We start from the raw sequence: 24945 nt of genomic DNA on the forward strand, positions 1-24945 counted from the left end.
TAACCCGAAAAAAAACTATATGAAAGACATCCTACAACAAAAAGCAACACGCATCCAGTTACTGATTACTGATTGTGATGGCGTACTAACCGATGGCGGCGTTTACTACGGCGCTAACGGCGAAGAAAATAAGAAGTTTAACATGCGCGATGGTATGGGCGTTGAGCGCCTGCGCAAACTGGCCGGCATAGAAACTGCTATCATCACCGGTGAGAAATCGCCGTCGGTAGTGGCCCGTGCCGAGAAACTGAACATTACCGAGCTGCACCTGTTTGCCAAAAACAAACCGGAAGTGCTGCGCGACATCATGACCCGCCTGGAACTGAAAGCCGAAGAAGTGGCTTACATTGGCGATGATTATAACGATGCTGAAGTATTGAAAATGGTAGGCCTCTCTGCCGCTCCGGCTGATGCGCTGCCAGGCATCCGCAATATGGTTGATTATGTTTGTCACGCTAACGGTGGCGATGCCTGCTTCCGCGAGTTTGCCGAGCTGATTATTGAAGCGCAAACCGGCGCTAACCAGGGCGTGCCTGTTAAAAATGGCGCGGTTACCCTGAGCAACGGCCGCAAGATTGGTGCAGGCGAGCCTTGCTATATCATTGCCGAGATCGGCATCAATCACAATGGCTCGTTAGAGATTGCCAAACAACTGATTGACGAGGCCGTTGCTGCCAAGGCCGACGCGGTTAAATTCCAGAAACGTACGCCTGAAATTTGCGTACCTAAAGACCAATGGGAAATTATGCGCGATACCCCTTGGGGCCGTATGAGTTATATTGACTACAAACGCAAAACCGAGTTTGGCATTGCCGAGTATGCAGCTATCGACCAATACTGTAAAAAACTGGGGATCGACTGGTTTGTATCGCCCTGGGATGTAAACTCTGTTGATTTTATGGAGCAGCTGGATACCGTGATCTACAAACTGGCTTCAGCATCGCTGACTGATACTGCATTGATCGAGAAAATCCTGCAAACCGGTCGCCCGCTAATGTTATCTACCGGTATGTCTACCATGAATGAGATTGATACCGCTATGGCTTTTATTCATCAGTATGATCCTAACTACCCGGTAATGGTAGCGCACTCCACCTCGGCTTACCCTTGTAAACCGGAGGAACTGAACCTGCGTATGATCCAGACGCTGGAGCAGAAATTCCCGGGCATTCCGGTGGGCTACTCTGGTCACGAGACCGGTTTGGCTACCACTGTTGGCGCCGTAGCTATGGGTGCAACCTTTGTGGAAAGACACTTTACGTTGGATCGTGCCATGTGGGGCTCTGACCATGCTGCTTCTGTGGAGCCGCAAGGCCTGCAACGCCTGGTGCGCGACATCCGCGACGTGGAAACCGCCGCAGGCGACGGGATCAAAAAAGTTTATGAGAGCGAGCTGGCGCCAATGAAACGCCTGCGCGTAAACATCAGCGCAGAGTATAACGAAAAATTTAATGCATAAGCTGGATACAGAAAGCATTTGCTCTATTATCCTTTTCAGTTGGATGGCGATCATCATCGCGTGGGAACGCATCGCACCATACCGTAAAGGGCTACCGTTCTTCAGGGAGGGGTTTTGGATTGATTTTGTGTGGTACACACTCATCCAAAGCTTTTTCCTGAAGATCATCATCTTTGATTACATCATCCAGCCACTGAGCCGCCACCTGGACCTGTCCCAAATTCAGTTTGTAAAAGACTGGCCCGTGTGGACCCAGGTGCTGTTCTTCCTGGTGACGCATGATCTGTATATCTACTCGTTTCATCGCCTGCAACACGCCAGCAAATTCCTATGGCGCACGCATGAGGCACACCACTCGGGCAAAGAGGTTGATTTTTTGGCAGGCTCGCGCTCGCATGTAATGGAGATCATCATCAACCAAACCATTGAGTTTGCGCCCATCATTCTGTTGGGTGCTGCACCAGAGGTGGTACCGATCAAAGCAATGCTGGATGCTGTTTTCGGCATGTTCATCCACGCTAACATCAATGTAAAACTGGGTAAGTGGAAATACTTCTTCAATTCGCCCGAGCTGCATTTATGGCACCATGCTAATTACCAGGAAGTATTTCACGCCAACTTTTCTACCAAGTTTTCAGTTTGGGACCATCTGTTTGGTACTGTGTATGATCCCGGTCACCCGCCGGGTAATTTACCGGAGAACTGGGGGTTGCCGTATGATTATCCGCGTGATTATTTTCTGCAGCACGCCTTCTCGGTAAAACGGTTTGACGAGCGTCGGTTCCTTAAAAACCCGCTGTTCAGGTGGTATTATAACCTGCGCCCAAATCTGATGAAGTTATTGGGTATCAGTAAAAATAAAGCCACACAGCCGGCCCCTTTGGTAACACAACCTGTTGCAGCCCCTGTACCCGTATTAGAAGAACAACAAGCATAACACCGTGGCCTGGATTTTTCTCATCATTGCCGCCGCCTTTGAGGCCGCCTGGACATTCTCTTTAAAGCTGATGAAATTCAGCCAACTCAAAACCCTGCAATGGCACACCTTTTACCTGCCAGCAGGTTTATACATCTGGCTACCTTTTGCGGGCTACATCATCTTCGGGGTGGGCAATATCTACTTTTTCTCGCTCGCCATTAAAAACGTACCCACCGCCGTAGCCTACGCCGTATGGACGGCCGTAACGCTGGTACTCATCAAAGTATCAGAGATCACCTTTATGCAGCAACGCATCTCCTATCATGAGATTTTTTTCATGCTGCTGATTATGGGCGGGATTATTGGCTTGAAGTATTACGCGCCAGCGGCGCAGTAGCTGTTTGCCGGGCAGTTGAAAATTGCTGCTATGTGTACTCTACGAACTTTTAGCCATAAGCGTTTGAAGCCTTAATATTAACGCCATTTTACCATGTCATGCTGAGCCTGTCGAAGCATTATCCTGCTATTTGGGCCACCGCGCACCCTTCGACAAGCTCAGGATGACATCCTTTTTAGGTCTGGAATACTTATGGCTAAAGACTTGCTAAAGAGGGGTCAGAGTTGCTCCATCTCCACCCCATCAAAACAAAAACCATCTTCTGGCATTACTAAAGTATATACCTACATATACTTTACTATGAAAAAAATTACCAGAACACTGTTGCTTTCGGCGGGGATAGTGGCAATTGCAGCATCGGCCAACGCACAAAGCGACCCAGACAAGGTTGTTGCCGGAACCATGCAGGTGCAGGGCATGTTCAGACCCAGTAACCTTGGACAACTCAACGGCATCTTGAATGCAAACGGCATCCCATCACTGCCCGACAACAATTATTGGCTCAATCTTTCTATGAACCACATCCGCGGGAAGATTATAATTGAGGATGGTATTGGCGCCAGCTTTACTTCTACCTCGGCCCCAAACCCAACCAACGGTATTAAAGCTAAGTACAATCAATTCCAGATCTATGGCCGTGTGGGTTATAACGTTGCCACCCGTGCAAAAATGCGGGTGTTCCCTTTTGTAGGTCTGAACGTGTCTGATGCGATGTTACGCATCCGCGATGATAACCGTACCCAGAATACACAAGACTTTTCGACAGAACTATTGAACTCAACCTCCAGCAAAACCCTCTGGAACCCGCGCGTAGGTTTTGAGTTTGGCGGTGGCTTTGACTACCTGATTGGCGTGAAAGACAAAAAGATTGACAACTACGTAGTTCACCGTAACATCCCTATTGGCGTGAGGATAGGTTATTACCTACAAGCATCAAACAGCAATTGGAGGATAGACGATAACTACAAGCTGAACAACGGCCCTAACAACAAGCAAAGCAACGTTTTTGTGAATGTTAATATTGGCCTTGGGTACAAAGTACAAAGACCATAGGTATCACGCTAATAACTGTTTGTAAATTCCAAAAGCCCAATTATTCGTAGAAGAATAGTTGGGCTTTTGAATTTATGTATCTTTAGAAAAAGATAAATGAGACTTCTGATAAGTATACTTTTCACTTTCCTTTCAATTCATCATCATCAGAAATCTAAGTTTGATTTATTTCAATCGGAGGCAAAATCGCCCTCCTCTCCTGCTCGGGTAATCAAAACAAAAAGGGGGAATTTCAGCATTACCAAACCTGTAGTCGAAGGAGAATTAAAACTTCATGTTATTGACAATCTTATCTCAAAAGAGATAAGAAAAGAGTACTGCGATAATAAAAACTGCAAGGTAAATCTAGAACTAGGGATAACCCATAATTCAGGAAAACTTCTTTGCTTAAAAGAAACTGTAAATACCATGTTTCGATTCCCGAGAGATGTTAAAGTTTATATCTTTTTTAATTATTTGATTTCAGGAAATGAGATATTTCAATTGAAACTAAAAAACACAAAACACTTTAGAGACCGATTGAAATATCAAATCGAACACATTAAAAATTCAGAATGCGGCAATTGGTTAAATAATGATACACAAATAAGTCTGCTTGTAGACAAGGGTGTTACTTACATTAATTTGTATAATGACGAGGTTTGCAGCACCAATATTAAGTTTAACCTTAAAAATACAGATTTAGAATTCCAGAGGGTTAAGAACTTATAAAGCAGGGAAGCGACAATTAAAGAACGCGTGACAAAAGAATAAAGACACCCCCCTTAACTTGTTTTTACGCTCTGTTGATATATTTTTTTGAATAACAGCCCATTATACCGTTATTTATGCTTACCTTGCAGCCTTCAATAATTTTATAATGCAAGGAACAGTTAAATTTTTCAATCAAACAAAGGGTTTTGGCTTTATTGTGCCAAATGATGGCGGTGCCGAAATCTTTGTTCATTCTTCAGGTCTGATCGATAACATTCGTGAAAACGATGTTGTAAATTATGATGTGGAGCAGGGCCGTAAAGGACCAAACGCGGTAAATGTAAAAGTAGCTTAATTACTATATCATGATTACTAACAAAGCATCTTCTGAAAAAGGGGATGCTTTTTTATTTCTTTAAACAAAACAACATTAATGGGTAGATCCAACGAAACATTTAGTAAAAAAGAAAAAGAGAAAAAACGGCTGAAAAAACAGCAGAACAAAAAGGACAAAACCGAAGAGCGAAAAGCCAGTTCATCAAAAGGTAAAAGCCTGGAAGATATGATGGCTTACGTTGACGCAGATGGTAACATCACCAGCACGCCGCCTGATTTACACAACAAAAGAAAAGAGATTGCGCTGGAAGATATTCAGCTTGGTGCTGCTAAACAGATTGCCATGCCTGAAGATGCTGTACGCAAAGGAGTCGTTACGTTGTTCAACGAGCAAAAGGGGTTTGGCTTTATCCGCGATGAGATCAGCAGGGAAAGTATATTCGTCCATGTAAGCGATGTAACCGGCATCATCCGTGAAAATGACCGCGTGACCTATGAGCCCAGCAGAGGCCAGAAAGGGCCTGCTGCCATTAAAGTAGCCAAGATTTAATCGGTATACTGCTCTGTTGCAGTTTACAACCATATATATAAAATTAAAAGCCTGATAGAAAACTCTACCAGGCTTTAGTCCTTGCATGCTCAACAGCGAACCCGCCGCTGAGTTTTAGATAGCTATCTGTTAAAGTTCATTAAAACTTCGGATCGAAGTTGAAATAAATTGGATTTGACAGGGCTACCATGTTACCGGTTACTTTTGCAGATTTAGGAACCTCCGGGTAATCGGTTGACGGGCCTTCTACCGTTAAGCGGTAATAGCTGCGCTGGATGGCTCTCGGCGAGTCGCTAAACTCTACTACCGGGTTTTTACCCTGCATTTTATAGTCGCCAAAGTCGCTGCCGTTTTTAATTACGTGAATAGTGTAAGTGCTATCGGCCTTTACATTACCTTTCAGCTCCACACGGAATTTCACCGGTTTACCTTCTGCTTTGGCATTGTCGCCCATCATCATATCCATTTTACCATCCTGGTTAATGTCGGCAAAAAACTCAACGCGTGGTGCGTAAGGGTTTGCGCTTACAGAAACACGACCGTTCAGCAATGCATCTACCACGCCTTGCGAGGTGTGTTTGGCGGCAAACACCCAGGTGGTTGGCGTACCAATGTAATTTACATCACTTGGACGGTGCACATCGCTACCGCCACGGCCGGTAATTCTGCGGCCTGATGACAGCATATCTTCCCAAATCAGGTTTGAGTTGGCATTTTTGGTCCACAGGCATGAGTTCCAAACTTCCATAGCGTCAACCAGGTCATAAGAAAAACCGAAGTGATCTTTAGGGCCGGCCGGGTGATTGGCTGACAGGTGGATACCCAGCTCTTTTTTCACCTTGGCAATGTCCGCATCGCGCTGATCGCGCACGTCATAAAACTTCTGGTGATCGTAAGGTGTGGCAGAAAAAGTATTACCATGACCGCGGGTGGTGGTCCACTCAGCGCCGTAAAGCATCAGCAAAGAGTTGTCAGACTTAAAGGCGGTGTCGGCCCAGGTATTGTTCGCCGTATTACCCAGAACGTGATTATCATGATCGGTAATACCGATAAAACCGAAACCTACAGATTTTGCAAAAGCTTTAATTTTTGAGATAGGGTGACGCTGCGGATCATAGCCGCCCTCAGAGCTGTAGCTGGAGTGAACGTGCAGGTCGCCTTTCATCCATTCGCCTTCAGTAAGGCTGGCAATTGGAGGCAGCGGGGGCAGCGGCTTAATCCATGGGTTAACATGATCTTTTGCTATTTTTTGTTGTGCAGATACCATGTTGCCAGCGCCAATCATGGCCAGCAGTGCAAATACGGTGCGAATATTTTTGTACATTTTGATAATGATTAAGTGATTCTACAATTGTTTATTTACTAGGATAGCCAGGGTTTTGTGTTAGTGTTGGGCTACGCACAATCTCCGTTACCGGGATAGGGCGTAATAAGTACTTGGCATCAATGGCGCCGCCGGTATGATTGTGAGCGGTGAACGCGTTGTATTGCGCAGCGCGGGTAAGCAGCGTGCCGGTACGCTTAAGATCCATCCAGCGGTTTGACTCACCGAACAGTTCACGGGCAGATTCATCGAGCACGTCTGATATCGTGGCGTTGCCTGTCAGCAGGTCAGCACCGGTAAGCTTGGCTCTTTGGCGCAATTCATTGATCAAGCCGGTTGCTAATGCCCCCTGTCCTTGTTTAATATAAGCTTCGGCCAGCAGCAGCATGGTTTCGGCACGACGGAAGATATAGGTATCGCGGTGACCTTGCGGGTCTACACCAGAGTTGGTATAAACTACTACCGTAGGGTCATAGAATTTCCAGATGATTGGATAGATCACATTCGAACCAAAAAAAGTATGATACTGATCTGGATTTACCACATAATACGTTGGCTTGTTGGCAGCCTCATAAGCGGTGATCTCGGCAGGGCTCATTGCCACGCGCGGCAGATAGATTACGTTATCGCCTGTTTTGATTGCGCCATTGGGGCCTGTTGCATTGGCAGCAGCCACAATGTGTCTTTGCAAAAATCGCTCAGACGCCCGGTAATCATTGGCCGCGTAGAGGTTGAAAACGTAAGATGTAGGCTGATAAGAGGCATCCTGGCGCCAGTACGGCGCTGCCAGCGCTCCACCCGGAAATCTGTCGGTCCAAAACTTGAACTGTTGGTAAAGGTTGTTGCCATTTTTGTTATTCGCATCAACGCTGGAATAACGTACCGCAAAGATGACTTCTTTATTGCCGGCAGTTGAATATTGATCGCCGAAGAGTGCATCCCATGTAGAAAGTGTTGATTTGCTCATGGCAACTTGCAGCGCGCTAACGGCGTTTGCCAGATCAGTTGATTGCGCGTACGATTTATAGCTGCGTGTAAGCAACACTTTGCCAAGCAGGTGCTGAGCCATGGCCTGCGCTACGCGTCCATAGTCGCTTGGGTCGGCCGGTAACAGGGTGAGGGCCTGATTAAGGTCACTCACAATTTGCTTATACACGTCCTCTTCGGATGAACGGGTGAAATTGTAGGTAGCCTCGGTCACTTCGCTCGTAATAATCGGCACACCGCCAAATGATTCTACCAAGTTAAAATAGGCATAAGCGCGCAGGGCAAGTAATTCGCCGGTGCGGGTAGCGTATAGCTTAGGGTCTATGTTACCTTTTATAGCCGCTCCGCGAGACAGGGCCGTGTTGGCTTTGGTGATCACGTTGTAGTTATCAGTCCACCAGCCCTGGCTCTCGTTACCAGTAAATGTGGTGTAATCGTTAAGAGGCAATTGGGTGTCATCTACCACTCCTGTACGATCATACATGTCTGTACCATACCACATGTGCGAGGTGTTTTGCAATAATGGGCGCAGGTATCTGTACGTTTCGCTTACCAGCTCCTCATACGAGTCTTGAGTGACGAAATACTTGTCGCTCGTTACCGACGAAGGGTTAACCTCCTGCAGGCTGCACGACTGAGCGAATACCAGCAACGAAACAGCCAGTACACAGTTAATTATCTTTTTCATGATATATAATATAATGTGCGTGATTCTTAATGAATTAAAACGCTAAATTGAGTCCGAACATAAACTTACGCGTCATCGTATAGCCGTAAGTCTGCGTGTCTTTGCCTGCGTTTTCCGGATCCCAGCCTACATAATCGGTAAAGATGAAGGGGTTTTGACACGAAGCAAATACGCGCAGCTTGCTAAGCCCTAATCTGCCAATCAGGTTCTTAGGCAGGTTGTAGCCAGCATTGATGTAGCCCACCCTTACGTATGAAGTCTTCTGGTAATACAACACTTCCATCGGGCCGGAAGGCACACCGGGGCGCACCCAGGTACCACCGGGGTTTTGCGGTGTCCAGTAGTTGAGCTTCAGCACGTTGAAATTCTCGTTGTCCTCCAGCGAGTACGATCCATGGAACTGCGAATAGGAATATTGCCCCTGGCGTGTGGTCACCGTAAATGCCAGATCTACATTTTTGTAAGTAAAGTTATTGGTGATACCTCCTGTCCATTTAGGGAAAAGTGAGCCTTTGAATACCTTATCGGCATTGTTGATGGTGCCGCTGTTATCAATATCGCGTATTTTGATACTACCAGGCGCCAGACCGTATTTCTTAGCTTCTGCAGCCTCGTTTTCGCCCCAATAACCAACCTGATCGTATGTCCATACAACACCTACAGGTTGCCCCACAAACCAGCCGTTGGCCTCATCGCGGGTAGAACCGTCAGAAAGACTTACAATTTTATTGCTGTTAGAGGCAAAGTTGAGCGATGTATTCCATGAGAAGTTATCGGTTTTAATGTTCACGGTGTTCAAGGCAATTTCAATACCCTTGTTGTTAACCGAACCCACATTATCTGTCAAACTGGTAAACCCGTTAAGTACAGACATTACCCTGTTCATAATAATACCGTTGGTGCGGCGGTTGTACAGATCAATCGTTCCACCGATTCTTCCTTTGAAAAGTTCAAAGTCTACACCAAGGTTAAACTCGTTAGTTCGTTCCCAGGTGAGGTTTTTATTTGCAAAGCGCGTTATAGACGATGTGTTTACCACGCTTGAGGTGCCAAAAAGGTACCTGGCATTGGCTACCGTTGGATAACTGCTATAAGGCGACACACCATTATTGCCCGATACACCATAGCTAAAGCGCAATTTCAGGTTAGACAGCACGGTATTATCTTTCAAAAAGTCTTCTTCAGAAATTCTCCAGGCAGCGGCTGCTGATGGGAAGAATGCCCATTTGTGCCCTTCGGCCAGTTTAGAGCTACCGTCTGTACGCCCTGTAGCGGTTAAGAGGTAACGGCCTTTATAGTCATAGTTCAAACGTCCGAAATATGAATCCAATTGTTCTTGGGTATAGGCGGTAGACATGGAAGACATGGTACCTGCACCCAGGTTATACCAATCATAAGCGTCGGTAGGGAATGCTCTTGCCGCCTCGGCCGAATTCATGATGGCTGATTTATAATAAGACGAACCCAAAAGGAAGTTTACCGTATGATCGCCAAAGGTTTTATCGGCCTGCAACAAGTTATCCCAGGTATATTTTACCGTGCGTCCGGCCTGGTATTGGGCACTGCTGTTGGCCAGCGCACCTGCGCCGGTTTTGGTCATCGACCCGATGTATGAGGCGCCTTCTGCATGGCTGATATCGGGTGCAAAGGTGGTGGTGAACTTCAACCACGTCAGTGGTTTTGCCTCCAGGTACACGTTTCCAAAAGTATGCGTGTTGTTGGCTTGGGTGTGCCTGTTCTTTTCTTCTAAGAAAGGGTTGGTAATGGTTGTTATTCCGTCAGGATAGAACTTAAGCGAGCCGTCTGCATTAAACTTATCAGATAGCGGATTAAGGCGATAAATGGTACGGAAGGTTTCGGGACTGGCCTGCTTGGTAATTTCGTATGCCGTATAGATGGTGGCTCCTATCTTCAATGTGTTGTTGATCTGTTTGCCAAGCGATGCATTCAGGTTGTAGCGGTTATAGCCATCGCCATCAATTTCACCATTTTCAGAATTGTATGCCGCACCCAGGCTGTAAGTAAGCTTTTCGGCACTGCCATTCACGCTCACTGCATGCGATTGCGAGTACGACGTCTTCAGGATCTGATCCGGCCAGCTAATAGATTTGCCTGCTACATAATTGTTATATGCCGCCGTGCCCAGCAACTGCTGCAAGTCTGGCTGGTAGTTGGGGTTGGTATAATTTTGTCCTTTACTGCGGTCTATACGATACTGTACCCACTCATCGGCATTGGTAAAGTGCGGCAGGTTCATGGCCGTACTAATGCTACCCGAGCCTGTATATTCTACAGAACTTCTGCCTTGCTTCCCTTTTTTGGTGGTAACAATAATTACACCATTTGCCCCGCGCGAACCATAGATGGCTGTTGAAGAAGCATCCTTCAATACGTCAATCCGCTCAATGTCTGTAGGCGAGATATCATTGATAGAGCTAACATAGATACCATCTAATACATACAGGGGCGGATTGATGGCACTTAAATCTGTACCCGATTTAATGGTATTCTGTCCGCGGATAGAGATATCGAAACCACCACCCGGCTTGGTGCTATTGGTTACAATGTCTACACCCGGCAACTGACCGGCCAGCGCCTGCACGGCGTTGTTAAAGTGTGTAGCTACAATCTTATCGTTAGATACAGAGCTTAGTGAACCGGTAAGGTCGGTACGTTTCTGTGTACCGTAACCCACAACTACAACCTCGTTCAATGCAGAAGCATCCGGCTGCATGGTGATGGCCAGGTTAGCCTGATCTGCCAGTAGTTCACGCGTTTTGTAACCTACGTACGAAAAAACCAGCGTTGCATTATCATTAGGTACCGTAATGCCAAAGTTTCCGTCTTTATCGGTTATCACGGTGGCATTGTTGGCTTTGCATTTTACTACTACGCCAATTAGCGTAATACCTTGTTCGTCAACCACCTTGCCGGTAACTTTATGTGGTGGCGTTGGGCCTTTTCTTTCTTTTACCACCACCGCCTTTTCGTCTTTAGCAATGGTGTAGGTTAAAGGTTGATTACTGAAAATTTGCGTCAGAACGTCTTCCAGCTCTGCGTCTTTTACGTTTATGGTAACCGGTTTAGCGGTTTTGATTAACCGCAGGTTATAAAAAAAGTCATATCCGCTTTGGTTCCTGATGTCGTCAAACACCAGTTCAAGCGATGCATTGGTTTTGTTTAAGGTGATTTTTTGTGCCAGACTGCGCGCACTAACCTGCAGCGCAATCATTGTTAGCACGATGATGAGTTTCATCGTTATCAGGCTTTTTTTCGGGACTTGAGAAAAAATACTGCGCCTGACTTGTAAAAAAGTTTTATACATTTGTTATTAGGGTTTATTCAAAAAATATTATTAGCGTATTATTTTTCGTTGATCTGACGGTAAGCCCAAAAACATCTGCCAGTGGTGGTTCCAAGCACCCCTGGCTTTTTTGTGGATTACCGTTTTGCCTGGTTAGTATTACTGCATAACGGTAACCCTCCTTCCTTCAACTTTAAAGTGAATATTTCCGGTTAACTCCATTATTTTCAGCGCGGATGCTAGGTTTTTGTAGCGCGATATCTTGCCACCAAAACGTACCGACGGATCTGTATTGTTGGCGTAAACAACATCCACGTCATACCAGCGTGCCACCTTGCGCATTATGCTTTCCAGGCTTTCATTAAACTTGAAATAGCCATTTTTCCAGGATACCACATCTTCTATGTCTACATCACTGGTTACCTGCAGGGCTCCATCGCTAACCTGGGCCTGCTCTCCCGGAACCAGTATGCGTGTGCGGCCATGATCTGAAATCCTTACTGAGCCTTGTAGCAGCGTGGTTTTCATCAACTGCTCATTATCATAAGCCATAATATTGAAATGTGTGCCTAGCACTTCCACCGTTTGTGTTTTGCTGGTTACCCTGAAGGGCATTGTTTCGTTATGGGTAATTTCAAAATAAGCTTCGCCCTTTAGTGCTACCCGGCGTTCATTGCCGGCAAAATATGTTGGATAGGTAAGGCTTGACCGGGCATTGAGCCAAACTTTAGAACGATCTGGCAAAACCACCTCCCACTGTCCGCCGGTAGGCGCTTCCACCGTGTTAAATACGGGGGCCGAGGCGTTATCCCCCACTCCACTATCAGATAATTCATAAATTATTTGACCCTGAGCGGTCTTACTGATCTTAATACCGGCCTGCACCGCAATCTGTCCGTTAACAGAATCTGTTAAAACGATCTTCTTGCCGTTGGCCAGTGTGAGGATGGCCTTATTACTGCCCGGCTTGATCTCCTTTTTTTGAGCGATGACATTATTTTGCACCCGATTTTCACCGCGCAGGTAAAAAAGCGCAACGCCAGCTGCCATGATGAGCACAGCTGCTGCAGCGGCATATGATATTTTCCAGAATGATTTTTTCTTTGCCGGCAGCATCGGTACGCCGGCCATTTTTTGCTGTAGCTCTTCAAAATGCCGATCGCGCAGCATTTCCTGCGATGTTTTGGCCATCATCATCACCGTCCGTCTCAGTTCTTCAATCTGCAACGCATCTTCGGGATGTTCTTCCACCCATTGCTTCCAATGCCTCACATCATGATCGTCCCGTCCGAAACAATAGTTCAGAAAGCTCTCCTGATGGAGTAATTGCACGAGGTCTTTTTCAAGCATTTGCTAAAGCTTTGCCCAATAGAGCAAGATGCTCGCAATTTTTCCTATGCTTTTTTGAAAAAAAATTAAAAAAAGAAGACAATCAATGAAAGAGCAGTAGAAACAAGCCCCACATACTCCTGCCCGATGAGCTTTCTAAGCTTACCGACAGAATTATAAACGGTGTTATAGGCTGTTTTGACGGAGATATCATTAACATCGGCTATCTGCTCATAACTGAGGCCGAGATAGAATTTCTGATAAACAATTTTAGTTTGACTTTCAGACAGCTCGCCTATGTAGGCTTGCAGCGCCTCGGCCACCTCTTTTTCGGTTGTTTGCTGAATATATTCGGCCTCTACCGATGGGTAAACAGGCATGCCGGGCAAGTCCAGCAGCTCCAGGCTTTCTTCTGCGCAGAAATGTGGTTTGCGGAAAAGGTTACGGATAAAAGCAGTAACCAGGTAGTTATGGTGATTACGGATGTGCAGCAACCTGCTTCGGTTCTCAAACACGTACAAGAAAAGATCGTTAATACAATCTTTAGACTTATCCAGCGTGGCGCCTCTCAAATTACCCAGATAGATGAGGTAATCATGATAGTGAGCGTAAAGCGTATAAAAAACATCCTGATCACCTTCCAAAAGGAAAGCATCCCAATGCGCTTTTAACGCTAAACCAGACTTACCAAAACGAGACATCAACTCAGAGCTTATGGGGTATCAATTCGGGGTACAAATTTGGTTACCGCCCGTGCATTTCCGGTTTAGCCAATATTATCAATTTGTTAAAAGTTGATAGCAACAGCGGCACGGCCCGCGTGATTCAGGAAGATGAGTACTACAGTTTTGAACTGCGTAAGCCAACCGGTGGTTATGATTACTCCAATAATAACCGTTACCTTTATCATGGAAAGGAGATTCAAACTGATCTAACCAACCAATATGATTACGGCGCAAGGTTCTATGATCCGGTGATTGGGAGGTGGACGAGTGTGGATAAGTTGGCGGAACATCCTTTACAAATAGATAATTCGCCTTATGCCTATACTGTTAATAATCCAATTAGATATAATGACCCTGATGGGAATTGTGGCTTTTGTTTAATCCCAATTATAGAAGGATTAGAAGCTTTAGCTACAGTCTTTGAAGGGGTAACCGCAACGCAAGCCGTTGGTGGAGCAGTTTTTGTTGAAGGGGCAACTGCAATAACTCTAACTACAATCCATCGATCCGGGCCTAATATAGTGGCTCCCAGAGACGCAACTATAGTAAACAACCCGCCAACGATCAGCAAACCTAACATAGTTAAAGCTAATGGAACCTTTGGTGATAAGAAAGATACAAAAAGTAAGACAGAGCGAGAGGCCTTGAGAAAAGCAAAAGACAGAAATGGGGTTCCTCGTAGTCAGCAGCCAGGTCGTACAATAAAACCAAACACCCCGGAGGGTGATGCGGCGGGCCTTGATAGTAGAAATGTAGTACAGCATGAATATACAAATAGCGATGGTCAAAAGGTTGTTATAAGACGCGACAAGCCGCATGAGTATGGAGATGGTGGTAAAGGTGATCAAGGCGATCATTATAACGCTGGTCAAAACCCGCAGCAACCAAAGGATTTAAACCAACATCATGACATTAAACCCGCGCAATAAATTTTTGATATTATGATAGATTCAATTAAAAGCCTCGGATGGTGTGATAAGTTTGTGGAGTATTTTATTTTAAAAAAAGAGGGTCTGCGGAAAGCAGCACAAAAATCGATGAATGATTTTATTAATATATATAAAAAGCAAGATACATCCTCAAGAAGACAGTTTATTGATATAGTCAACAAGTTGGTATTCAATTCTGCAGATTATGAGCTATTACCTTATAATCTTTATCATAGCACGTTATTGCCGGATCTTGAACACTGGATTAAGGAAGAGCCAACTAACCCAATACCCTATAAATGGAGCTCGAATATAAATTTGATTAGAAGAGCATTAGATCTTTCTCCCAATGATCAGGAAGCTCTTATTATATACGGCAATCGACTTATTGGGCATGTTTCTATGAACCAGCATGAACTTAATCATGGGCTTCCATATCTTGGAGATGCAAGTGATGATTATATTAAATTGGACAACTATCAAAGACTATTGCCTAACATCGGTGATGAGGAAAAACGTAACGTATTTATGAATCAGCTAGTTGGATTGAAGCAAGTCGCTTTTGATTGCATGTCAAAGGCTTCATTGGACTAATTCTTACTTTTCTCGCGAGCTTATAGCTCTTAAAGTACACATAACAGCAGTTTGCAACTACTACCTAAGCCCAGCCACAAGCTGGGCTTTTCTATTTACTTTATGTAAGCTTTCTTGGCTTTATAGGCAGTGCATCTATTAGAGCGTAGAGTTGCTGTTTATCTTCAATAGATAATACATTAATATCCAACACATGAGTAAGAGGCTCGCTGTCAATCATTAATTCAGACAGACCAATTAGATAACCGAGTGATGCTTTAAGCTCGCTTGCAATGTATGTTTAGCATCTATTTCAAATAGCAACACAATCTTGCGTCTTTCATGCTTGATCTTGGCCCCGAGAAAGCCTGAATGGATAAATTAGTATGCTTGTTCTTAAACAGAGAGTTGTAAAATTGCCACCTAATTTGCCACCATTGATGTATGGTAAACAAAAAAGCCCGTAAATAATATTATTTACGGGCTTTTTAAATTTAAGTTGCGGAGAGGGAGGGATTCAAACCCCCGGTACCTGTTACAGTACACCTGATTTCGAGTCAGGCACATTCGATCACTCTGACACCTCTCCATATGCCCCTAAAAAACGGGGACGGCAAAGGTATCATTTTCTATGATTTCTTTGGCGGGTAAATATCAAGTTCACTTTATGCCCTATCGCGCCTGCAGCAACGCTGCTACATCAACTTTAGTCATCTGCATAAAGGCCCCCATTACACGGTCAATCTGCTCGCGCGTGCCGTTTTTGATGGTATCGGGTACCACTGTGGTAGCTACCTGCCATGATACGCCAAACTTGTCTTTCAACCAGCCGCACTGGCCGGGTTGCCCGCCGTCGGCTGTCAGGGCTGCCCAATATTGGTCAATCTCCTGTTGGCTTTCGCAGGGAATCAGCAATGAAACGGCATCATTAAAAGTAAAATCGTGCGGGTGGGCACTGTCCATCGCCGCCATCCAGGTAGCATCGGCATAAAAATCGGCATACATCAGGGTGCCTTCTTTGTCGGGCGCCATGCCAGCCGGGTAACGGGCAGTAATACCGCGTTTACCATCTTTAAATACCGAGCAGTAAAAATCAATCGCTTCTTCAGCACGGCCGGCAACATCGCCGGTGTACATGAGCGACGGTACAATTACCGGACGCTCCTCTCCCTCTGGGTTGGTAAGGATGAGCTGCCACGAGATACCGTATTTATCGGCCACCCAGCCATAACGCTCGCTGAAAGGGTAACGGTCAATCGGCATCATTACCTGTCCGCCGGCTGAGAGTTTACTCCATACTTCATCAATGCGCCTGGCGGCGTCAGGATCACGTGAGGGATCAAAATTGATCATAAACGAAATTGCCGGACTAACCTTTTGCGATTTTGCTGCGCCAATCCCCATAAAAGGCTGGCTCGCCAACGTAAACTCCACCAACTCGCAAGTACCAAACGGCGTATCAAAATGATTGACAGCTGAAATGGCTGAATCTGGCAGCAGCGAAGTATAAAACTCAGCAGCTTCTTTAGCTTTCTGGTCGTCAAACCAAAGGTGCGGTGTTATTGGTAACATAGGTAAACGGATTTTGGTTAATGGTAAAGTTAGGGATTTTACAGACCTGCAACTAATTCATGTGTAGATTGTTGGGTTAAACATAAAAGGGCGATCTGTTAAATCGCCCCTTATGCTTTATTCTTTAACGCCCCACTTTTTAGCCCAGGCGGGGTAACCTTTATCAATCAAACCGTTAGCCCAGCTGCCATACCAGGCGTAGCCGTTACGGCGCTCATAGCCAATATCATTGACGTCGTATTTCTTAATGCCGTCTCTATCGCAAAAGAATGGCTTGTTGGTACCTATTTCATAATATCTGGCCCAAATGGTTGGCGCATTACTATCGGCCACTAACTGGCGGTTGGTGCCAAAGGGCGTGCCCGGCGCAGGTACCGCCACAAATTTATAGCCTTTTATTTCAACTTCTTTCAACCAGTTTACCGCAGCGGTAACGGCAGTTTTAATTTCGTTTGACGGATCTTGCTGACTCATCAGAAAATCAATAATACCTACGGTTTCAGAACCGCTGATAGATGGTAACTCATAAGCACGTGCCTTGGCCGGTTGCAAAGTTTTCTCGTCATATTGCTGGCACCAGGCTGTGAGTTTGCCGTTTGCCTTGATCTGCGTGTTCAATATGCACTGCACGCCCTTTTTAACGGCTTTGGCACATGGCGCTGTCAGCGATGGGTCTATAAAGTCCAGATCGTTCTGCTTACGCACCACATCCTGCAGCACATTGAGCGCATTGATCATGGCGTTATCATTGTAAGTAATCTCGGCACGATACAGCAGTTTCTCAGGATAGTATTGCGGGAAACCACCGTTATCATATTGAGATTTCAGCAGGAATTTTATACCGCGCTCTATCGCTTCCTTGTATTTAGGATTATGGTAGGTTTTATACGCATGAGCCAGGTAACGGATCTCTTTCTTAGTCGATTCGTTATCAATATTAGCATCATCGTGCGAAGCTTCAATAGCGATGTCCTTTTTCAGCGAGTCTGAAAACTGCACATTGTAGCTAAAAGCCTTACCATGGTACTGTTTGGACCAGCCGCCTGATGCACGCTGAAACAGTAACATGTTATCGGCCTGCAAATCCTGCGCGCAAGCCTGGGCCACACAAAAACAAGCGCTTATACCTAAAGCGGCTCTCACAATATTTTTAAGGGGGTTCATATCGGGATTAAAATTGGTTGCCGAATTTACAATTTAACCCAAAATGCAACGGCATATAGCTCCGTAACATATTAAATACGTTGCCTACCCTACTACCTGTCGCTCACACACCTGAAACCCAAATTATTTGATCCGCTGTTCACCTCGCCTTTGCCCCTGCTGCCTGCTTTGTAGCGGATGCAATACTCATCACTGCAAATAAAAGACCCACCGCGCTGCACACGTTTCACGGCGTTAGGCTCCTCAGGGTCATAGCTATCTGCCGGGCCCTGAGGGTTATCAGCCGGACTATGGGCATAGTAGTCAGACCGATAAAAGTCATTACACCATTCCCATACGTTACCCTCCATATCATACAAACCCCAGCCATTGGCCGGGAACGATTTTACGGGCGCAATACCTTTAAAGCCATCGGCACCGGTATCCTTATCCGGAAAATGGCCTTGAAAGTTATTGGCCATCATTTTGCCATTCGGGTGCATTTCGCTACCCCAATAGTAGGTCTTATTGGCTTTGCCGGCACGGGCGGCGTACTCCCACTCAGCTTCGGTAGGCAAGCGTTTGCCGGCCCAGGTGGCATAGGCCAGGGCGTCGGTATAACAAACGTGCACCACCGGATAGTTACCCTTGCCATCGATGTTGCTTTTCGGTCCGAAAGGATGGCGCCAGCTGGCCCCGGCAACATAGCTCCACCACTGCATTGGGTCATTCAGCGATACCGGATGCGAGGGCGGTGTGAACACACCAGAGCCGGGTACCAGGCTTTCCGGAGGCACGCCGGGATAATCTTTCGGGTCGGGTTTTTGCTCGGCAACGGTAACATAATGCGTAGCTGATACAAATCGGGCAAACTGATCATTGGTCACTTCGTGCTCATCAATCCAAAAGCTTTTCATATTTACGCGGTGCACGGGTTGCGCATCGTTAAAATCTTTATCATCGGTACCCATCATAAAACTGCCGGCAGGCAGGTGCACCATATCTGTGTGGCCTTGTTTGGGCGTATCTACAACTGCCTGCTGTTGCACAGACGCAGCCTTTTTAGGTTGATTGCTACAGGCAGCCAGCACGCCGCAGGCCATCAATAATGCTATTCTCTTCAACTTATTCATATGGTTTGTACAAAGCTTCTTAATATTTGGGCATAAAGCAAGCCTTGCTGGAATAAAACACTAAGTCTGATGAAAGGACCAACATTGAAAACATATCCATCAACCCATCAGTTACTAAAATAAACGCCTTATGAAAAAGCACAGCATACCGAATGAGCCGGATGAGATGCCGGTGAATCCGGAAAACCCGGGTATACAACGCCCGTCTGATCCGGGCGAGCCACAAATACCAGAAGAAGCGCCCGAAAATATTCCGCGCGAAGTGCCACCAGAACCAGCCAATCCTCCAGAGGTTGCCCCCGGCGAGGTACAGAAATAGCGCTATGCAACCAATAACCATTTCAGCTTCAAATAGCCCTTGCTCTACTATTTTAAATTACAAAACTTAATATTAAGTTAACAACCAACTAAACGCACTTTCCGTACTATGGAACGTGCGTTTATTGAATATCCCTCTGCTAAAGTTTTTCAAGGCCAGGCTCCTTTTAAGCTTCTTTGCGTTTATACTGGTCATACTTTTTTGGTTGGGCTCTTATCTGTATATAGATAACCGCCAGGCCGGCCTGCGCAATTTTTCGGGTGAATTAACGCGCGTACAGATCCAATACCTGGAAAGCACCGGCTACCTCCAAAAATTCATGCTTTCGGGCTTTCATGAACCCGAGTTTTACATCAGTGGCAAACAACAGGATATCGATCGTTTTCTCTCACTGCAAAAAAGTATCAGCACAGATCTTGCCACCTTGCGCAAACATGCTGAGCGCAACAATATACACGCAGATAAGCAACTGGAAAATCTGCAACGGCTAAGTGCGCAAACCATCACGATGGGCGCTTATTGAAAGTGCACTATCAAAAAAAAGGTTTCGAAGACTGGGGGATTGAAGGTAAAATGCGCCGCTACGCGCACTGGCTGGAAGACTCTGGCCGGGTGGCAAAAATCGGTCTGCTTCAGTTACGCCGTCATGAAAAAGACTATATGCTGCGCGGACGCATGGAATATGCGCTACTGTTCTATAAGCAGTTAGACTCGCTATTGGTTAACCAACCTAAAAATACGCAGAGCTACCAGGCGATGCAGCTATACCGCCAGTATTTTGTTGAACTGGTAAACGAGGCCGAAATATTGGGCATTAACAAAGAAACCGGCATTGTACCGCAAACTCGCCAGGCTATAGAAAACTTTGACCATCAATATGCCCAAACTAATGACGTGGCTATCAGCGAAACGGCCCGCATCCACAACAAGTTTACCGGGCTGCTGGTGTTGATATCGGCCCTGTCGCTGGCTGTTGTGGTAGCTTTGAGCTGGCTGTTCTCTAAATATTTCACGCGCGATTTAACGCAGTTGAATCAGCAGATGTCGGCCTTTATCCGGTCTGATTTTTCGGATGTATCTACACCGGCAGAGGCCTCCCGTGTGCCCAACAGTATGGAGATTGATAACCTGTATCGCGATTTTGGGTTACTTAAAAAAGCCATCCAAAGTTACATCAGCAAACTCAACCTGCGCAGTAACGAGCTGCAGGAGTTGAACGAGGAGTTACAGGCTCAATCTGAAGAACTACAGGCGCTGAACGAAGAACTGCTGCTGCAACAGGAGCAAGAGCACCAGGCCCGCCGCGAGGCTGAGAAAGCCAATCAAGCCAAAAGCATCTTCCTGGCTACCATGAGTCACGAGATCCGCACGCCGATGAACGGGGTATTGGGGATGACCTCACTTTTACAAGAAACGCAACTGAATGAGGAACAGGCCGAGTATGCCAGCACCATTAAAAATAGCGGTGAACAGTTGATGAATGTGATTAATGACATTCTGGATTTCTCCAAAATAGAATCGGGTAAGCTGGAACTTGATCCGCATGATTTTAACCTGCGCGAGTGCGTGGAAGAAGTGATGGACCTGTTTGCCGGTAAAGCTGCCATGGCTGGTCTGGACCTGATTTACCAGATAGACCATGACCTGCCCATGCAACTGGTGGCCGATAGCCTGCGCCTGAAACAGGTATTAACCAACCTGCTTAGCAATGGCATCAAATTCACTTCATATGGCGAGGTGTTTATGCATATCAGTTTACTTAACCGTGCCAACAACCAGTTGATCCTGCAATTTGAGATAAAAGATACCGGCATAGGTATACCTGAAGATAAATTGCCGCGCCTGTTCAAAGCTTTCTCGCAGGTTGATTCATCAACCACGCGCAGCTATGGCGGTACCGGTTTAGGTCTGGCCATTTGTGAGCGATTGGTAAACCTGATGGGCGGCGAAATTTATGCTAACAGCAAACCGATGGTGGGCACGTCATTTGTTTTCACCCTACATGCGGAGGTAAGCACCCAGCCGTTACGCGCAACCGTGCCGTGCAGTATGGCCGGACAAGAAGGCAAAAAAATTTTGGTGGTTGATGATAACGATACCAATCGCCGCATCCTGCAGCTGCAGTTAGAGCAATGGAAATTAGTGCCAACATTGGTATCATCAGGTCAGGCAGCATTGGTAGCTATGGATCAAAACAAGTTCGACCTGGTGTTAAGCGATATGCAGATGCCCGGCATGGATGGCGTACAATTAACCGAACAGATTAAGCAGCGACAGCCGCAGATGCCTATAGTGCTGCTCAGCTCTGTTGGCGATGAAACCAAACAGCGCTACGCCAATCTATTCTCGGCCATTTTGACCAAGCCGGTGAAGTTGCAGCCACTTTGCAAAGCCATGCTGACGGCCATGGTTGAGCAGCCTGAACAACAACCGCAACGCAAAGAACAACTGGCAGCAGGATTGCTGAGTGAAACCTTCGCTCACGAACACCCGATGCGCATTTTACTGGCTGAGGATAATCTGATCAATCAAAAACTCATTCTGCGCATATTGAGCAAACTGGGCTATCTGGCAAAATCTGCACTAAACGGCCTGGATGTATTGGCCCTGATGGAACATGAAACCTTTGATGTAATACTGATGGACATCCAGATGCCGGGCATGGACGGACTGGAAGCTACGCAGATGATTCGCAGCAGCACCATCGCTCAACCCATCATCATTGCCCTGACAGCCAACGCCCTTGCCGAAGATAAAGAGCGATGCCTAAGCGCGGGCATGGATGATTACCTGTCTAAACCCGTCAATATTGACCTGTTCCTGGAGGCGCTAAGACGAGCATCGGTACATATCAATAATAAAGACAAGGAATTACCGGCTACGGAACTTTTTGCGGGGTAAAAATTAAACCAATTTGTCATTGCGAGCAGGGTTCGCGGGCGGAATTGCGCGCGAAGCAATCTCGTCGCAAGCAATTAGTCCTTTGACGAGATTGCTTCGTCACTCCCACGCTTTACCCTTTGCGTTCCTCGCAATGACAATCAAAAAGAACACGAAATATCGTCTACGCAGTGTTAATGACGCGCTTTTTTATATCTCTTTAGCTAATTGTTACGTTTATTTACCAAAGCAGGTAAGCTAAGGATACTCTTTACAAAACGAGTTATTAATTTGGCCGAAATTTATTTCAATAAATCACCCCCGGCTGACAATCATCAGCTGCCTGTGACTTATTTTTACCGATCGCCAATAAATAGATACTGATTTAAAAATGCGTGTAGGACTGTTTATACCTTGCTATGTAGATCAATTTTACCCCAACGCGGCTATTGCCACGCTGCAGCTGCTGGAAAAGCTTGGCTGCGAGGTGGTATATCCGCAAAATCAAACCTGCTGCGGCCAGCCTATGGCCAACTCGGGCTTTGAACATTTGACACATGGCTGTAACGAATTATTTATTAAAAACTTTGATGGCTTCGATTACATCGTAGCTCCGTCAGGCAGTTGTGTACTCCACGTGCGCGAGCATTTACATGATGAGCATGACGAAGCTAAGGCTGTAGACATTCGCCATAAAGTCTATGAGCTCACCACTTTCTTAACCGATATTTTAAAGGTAGAAAGCTTACCGGCACGTTTCCCTCATAAAGTGGGTATGCACCAGAGCTGCCACGGTCAGCGTGGCTTGAAACTGTCAAGCATGAGTGAACTCGTAGCGCCGGCCTTCTCAAAACCAGGCAGCCTGCTGGCCATGGTAAAAGATATTGAGCTGATTGAGCTGAACCGAGTAGACGAATGCTGCGGTTTTGGCGGCACCTTCTGCGTGGCCGAAGAAGCCGTATCATCAAAAATGGGTAAAGACCGCGTGGCCGACCACCTGCAGCACGGTGCTGAGTATATTACCGGTGTTGACATGAGCTGCCTGATGCACATGGAAGGCATCCTGAAACGCCAGGGCAGCAACGTAAAAGTGATGCACATTGCTGAGATTCTCAACGGAGTTGAGAATTAGTTAATTAGTTGATTAGTTAATCAGAGATTAGTTATTGCAAGTCGTCGATGCAAAGCACCAATGACCAATGACTACTGACCAATGACAAAATGAATACTGGAGAGAAAGAACACGCAGAATTAGCCGACGTATTTAATAAAGACGAGGCCCGTGTAGATTGGCACGATGAAACCCTGTGGTGGATCCGCGCTAAGCGCGACCGCTCGGTGCACCAGCTGCCGGAGTGGGAAGATCTGCGCGAAACGGCATCTAAAATAAAGTTTAACGTGCTCTCTAACCTGAGCGGGTACCTAGAGCAGTTTGAAGCACAGGCCAAAGCTAACGGTGTTACCGTACACTGGGCTGCCGACGCGAAGGAACATAACGAGATTGTTCACCGACTGATCAGCGAGCAGGGTGTTACGCAGATGGTAAAAAGTAAGTCAATGCTGACCGAAGAGTGCCACCTGAACGAGTACCTGGCAGAGCACGGCATCGAAGTAATTGACTCTGACCTTGGCGAACGCATTGTGCAGCTGGCTAAAGAACCGCCAAGCCACATTGTACTGCCTTGTATCCACAAAAAGAAAGAAGAAATTGGCGATCTGTTCCACAAATACCTGGGCACGCCGTCAAATATGTCTGATCCGCAGTTTCTAACCGAAACCGCCCGTCAGCACCTGCGCGAAACTTTCCTAACCCGCAAAGTGGCCTTAACCGGCGTAAACTTTGCCGTGGCAGAAACAGGCGAGTTTGTAGTTTGTACCAACGAGGGTAACGCCGATATGGGCGCCCACCTGGCCAACATACACATTGCCTGTATGGGTATTGAAAAATTGATCCCTCAGCGCAAGCACCTGGGCGTATTTCTACGTCTGCTAACCCGCAGCGCCACCGGTCAGCCAATTACCACTTACTCCAGCCACTTCAAAAAGCCGCGCGAAGGCCAGCAAATGCACATCGTGCTGGTTGATAACGGCCGAAGCGTACAACTGGGTCGTGAAGATTTCCGCAACTCGCTGAAATGTATCCGTTGCGGTGCCTGTATGAATACTTGTCCGGTTTACCGCAGAAGCGGTGGCCATAGCTACCATAACGCCGTAGCTGGCCCGATTGGTTCTATCCTGGCACCAAACCTGGATATGCGACAATATGCCGATTTACCATTTGCATCAACCCTGTGCGGCTCATGCAGTAACGTGTGCCCGGTGAAGATCGATATTCATGATCAGCTGTATAAATGGCGTCAGGTGCTGGTAAAAGAAGGTTACGCACCAACCGTTAAAAAAATAGGTATGCAGGTGATGACTACTACGCTTAACTCGCCGGGTATTTACCGCACCGCCGGTAAACTGGGCCGTATAGTGATGCGTTTGGCACCGTTTGCTGTAAACAATGGACTAAATCCATGGTACAAACATCGTGATATGCCAACTCCACCGAAAGAATCATTTGGCGAGTGGTATAAGAAGAATAGAAAATAATTTTGAAGGATGGAATGAGTGAATGATAGAATAAAAT

Annotated in this window: 22 protein-coding genes and 1 tRNA gene; 14 read left to right on the forward strand and 9 right to left on the reverse strand. The window is 46.3% G+C overall.

Annotated elements, in window-relative coordinates; genetic code table 11:
- Positions 1-19 precede the first annotated feature (19 nt).
- The 7 genes from ABZR88_RS15075 to ABZR88_RS15105 all read left to right on the forward strand — a co-directional run bounded on the left by ABZR88_RS15075 (position 20) and on the right by ABZR88_RS15105 (position 5407).
- A complete protein-coding gene (locus ABZR88_RS15075) occupies positions 20-1459 on the forward strand; it encodes an N-acetylneuraminate synthase family protein (RefSeq protein ID WP_245916960.1) in 1440 nt (479 codons plus the stop codon).
- Entirely contained in the window at positions 1452-2396 is a 945-nt protein-coding gene (locus ABZR88_RS15080; RefSeq protein WP_107826542.1) for a sterol desaturase family protein, read from the forward strand. Before ABZR88_RS15075 ends, ABZR88_RS15080 begins: the two co-directional genes overlap by 8 nt.
- A 4-nt stretch (positions 2397-2400) precedes the next feature.
- Positions 2401-2775 carry a multidrug efflux SMR transporter gene (locus ABZR88_RS15085; protein WP_107826541.1) on the forward strand — a complete coding sequence of 125 codons (375 nt, stop codon included), beginning with the start codon at positions 2401-2403 and terminating at the stop codon, positions 2773-2775.
- Positions 2776-3075: 300 nt separating this feature from the next.
- A complete protein-coding gene (locus ABZR88_RS15090; RefSeq protein WP_107826540.1) occupies positions 3076-3828 on the forward strand; it encodes a hypothetical protein in 753 nt (250 codons plus the stop codon).
- Positions 3829-3924: 96 nt separating this feature from the next.
- A complete protein-coding gene (locus tag ABZR88_RS15095; protein WP_107826539.1) occupies positions 3925-4539 on the forward strand; it encodes a hypothetical protein in 615 nt (204 codons plus the stop codon).
- 145 nt (positions 4540-4684) lie between these two features.
- On the forward strand, positions 4685-4876 hold the full coding sequence (locus ABZR88_RS15100) for a cold-shock protein (protein ID WP_107826538.1): 192 nt from the start codon (positions 4685-4687) through the stop codon (positions 4874-4876).
- A 78-nt stretch (positions 4877-4954) separates the two neighbouring features.
- A complete protein-coding gene (locus ABZR88_RS15105) occupies positions 4955-5407 on the forward strand; it encodes a cold-shock protein (RefSeq protein ID WP_107826537.1) in 453 nt (150 codons plus the stop codon).
- Between the two features lie 139 nt (positions 5408-5546).
- Here the strand turns inward: ABZR88_RS15105 and ABZR88_RS15110 are convergent, their stop codons facing one another.
- From ABZR88_RS15110 to ABZR88_RS15130, 5 genes are all read right to left on the reverse strand, one after another.
- Positions 5547-6731: a CehA/McbA family metallohydrolase gene (locus ABZR88_RS15110; protein WP_107826536.1), complete on the reverse strand. Its 1185-nt coding sequence runs from the start codon at positions 6729-6731 to the stop codon at positions 5547-5549.
- 31 nt (positions 6732-6762) lie between these two features.
- Positions 6763-8406, reverse strand: coding sequence for a RagB/SusD family nutrient uptake outer membrane protein (locus ABZR88_RS15115; RefSeq protein ID WP_107826535.1), 1644 nt, complete (start codon positions 8404-8406; stop codon positions 6763-6765).
- Between the two features lie 34 nt (positions 8407-8440).
- Positions 8441-11662, reverse strand: coding sequence for a TonB-dependent receptor (locus ABZR88_RS15120; protein ID WP_170113518.1), 3222 nt, complete (start codon positions 11660-11662; stop codon positions 8441-8443).
- 207 nt (positions 11663-11869) lie between these two features.
- Complete coding sequence (locus tag ABZR88_RS15125; protein WP_107826533.1) at positions 11870-13060, reverse strand: FecR family protein; 1191 nt, start codon at positions 13058-13060, stop codon at positions 11870-11872.
- Between the two features lie 65 nt (positions 13061-13125).
- Entirely contained in the window at positions 13126-13740 is a 615-nt protein-coding gene (locus ABZR88_RS15130; protein WP_107826532.1) for an RNA polymerase sigma factor, read from the reverse strand.
- 83 nt (positions 13741-13823) lie between these two features.
- Between ABZR88_RS15130 and ABZR88_RS15135 the strand changes: the two genes are divergently transcribed.
- Together ABZR88_RS15135 and ABZR88_RS15140 are read left to right on the forward strand one after the other, a co-directional pair.
- Positions 13824-14693 (forward strand): RHS repeat-associated core domain-containing protein, encoded by an 870-nt coding sequence (locus ABZR88_RS15135; RefSeq protein WP_245916959.1) that lies wholly within the window; start codon positions 13824-13826, stop codon positions 14691-14693.
- Positions 14694-14705: 12 nt separating this feature from the next.
- Complete coding sequence (locus ABZR88_RS15140) at positions 14706-15287, forward strand: hypothetical protein (RefSeq protein WP_107826530.1); 582 nt, start codon at positions 14706-14708, stop codon at positions 15285-15287.
- A 481-nt stretch (positions 15288-15768) separates the two neighbouring features.
- Here ABZR88_RS15140 and ABZR88_RS15145 read toward each other — a convergent pair.
- The 4 genes from ABZR88_RS15145 to ABZR88_RS15160 form a co-directional block, all read right to left on the reverse strand.
- Positions 15769-15855: transfer RNA gene (locus tag ABZR88_RS15145), tRNA-Ser, on the reverse strand.
- 83 nt (positions 15856-15938) lie between these two features.
- Complete coding sequence (locus tag ABZR88_RS15150) at positions 15939-16838, reverse strand: VOC family protein (protein ID WP_107826529.1); 900 nt, start codon at positions 16836-16838, stop codon at positions 15939-15941.
- A gap of 117 nt (positions 16839-16955) precedes the next feature.
- On the reverse strand, positions 16956-18002 hold the full coding sequence (gene pelA / locus ABZR88_RS15155) for a pectate lyase (RefSeq protein ID WP_107826528.1): 1047 nt from the start codon (positions 18000-18002) through the stop codon (positions 16956-16958).
- Positions 18003-18094: 92 nt separating this feature from the next.
- Complete coding sequence (locus tag ABZR88_RS15160; RefSeq protein WP_245916958.1) at positions 18095-19105, reverse strand: formylglycine-generating enzyme family protein; 1011 nt, start codon at positions 19103-19105, stop codon at positions 18095-18097.
- A 139-nt stretch (positions 19106-19244) separates the two neighbouring features.
- Here ABZR88_RS15160 and ABZR88_RS15165 point away from each other — a divergent pair, with 139 nt between their 5' ends.
- The 5 genes from ABZR88_RS15165 to ABZR88_RS15185 all read left to right on the forward strand — a co-directional run bounded on the left by ABZR88_RS15165 (position 19245) and on the right by ABZR88_RS15185 (position 24908).
- Positions 19245-19433 (forward strand): hypothetical protein, encoded by a 189-nt coding sequence (locus ABZR88_RS15165; protein WP_107826526.1) that lies wholly within the window; start codon positions 19245-19247, stop codon positions 19431-19433.
- A gap of 205 nt (positions 19434-19638) precedes the next feature.
- A complete protein-coding gene (locus ABZR88_RS15170) occupies positions 19639-19956 on the forward strand; it encodes a hypothetical protein (RefSeq protein WP_107826525.1) in 318 nt (105 codons plus the stop codon).
- Between the two features lie 2 nt (positions 19957-19958).
- Positions 19959-22334 (forward strand): response regulator, encoded by a 2376-nt coding sequence (locus ABZR88_RS15175; protein ID WP_107826524.1) that lies wholly within the window; start codon positions 19959-19961, stop codon positions 22332-22334.
- Positions 22335-22704: 370 nt separating this feature from the next.
- Entirely contained in the window at positions 22705-23445 is a 741-nt protein-coding gene (locus ABZR88_RS15180; protein ID WP_107826523.1) for a (Fe-S)-binding protein, read from the forward strand.
- A gap of 89 nt (positions 23446-23534) precedes the next feature.
- Positions 23535-24908, forward strand: a complete 1374-nt coding sequence (locus ABZR88_RS15185) for a lactate utilization protein B (RefSeq protein WP_107826522.1) — start codon at positions 23535-23537, stop codon at positions 24906-24908.
- The last annotated feature ends 37 nt before the right edge of the window (positions 24909-24945 follow it).

Origin of the sequence: Mucilaginibacter yixingensis (assembly GCF_041080815.1) — a bacterium.
In the GTDB taxonomy this organism is placed as follows: Bacteria; Bacteroidota; Bacteroidia; order Sphingobacteriales; family Sphingobacteriaceae; genus Mucilaginibacter; species Mucilaginibacter yixingensis.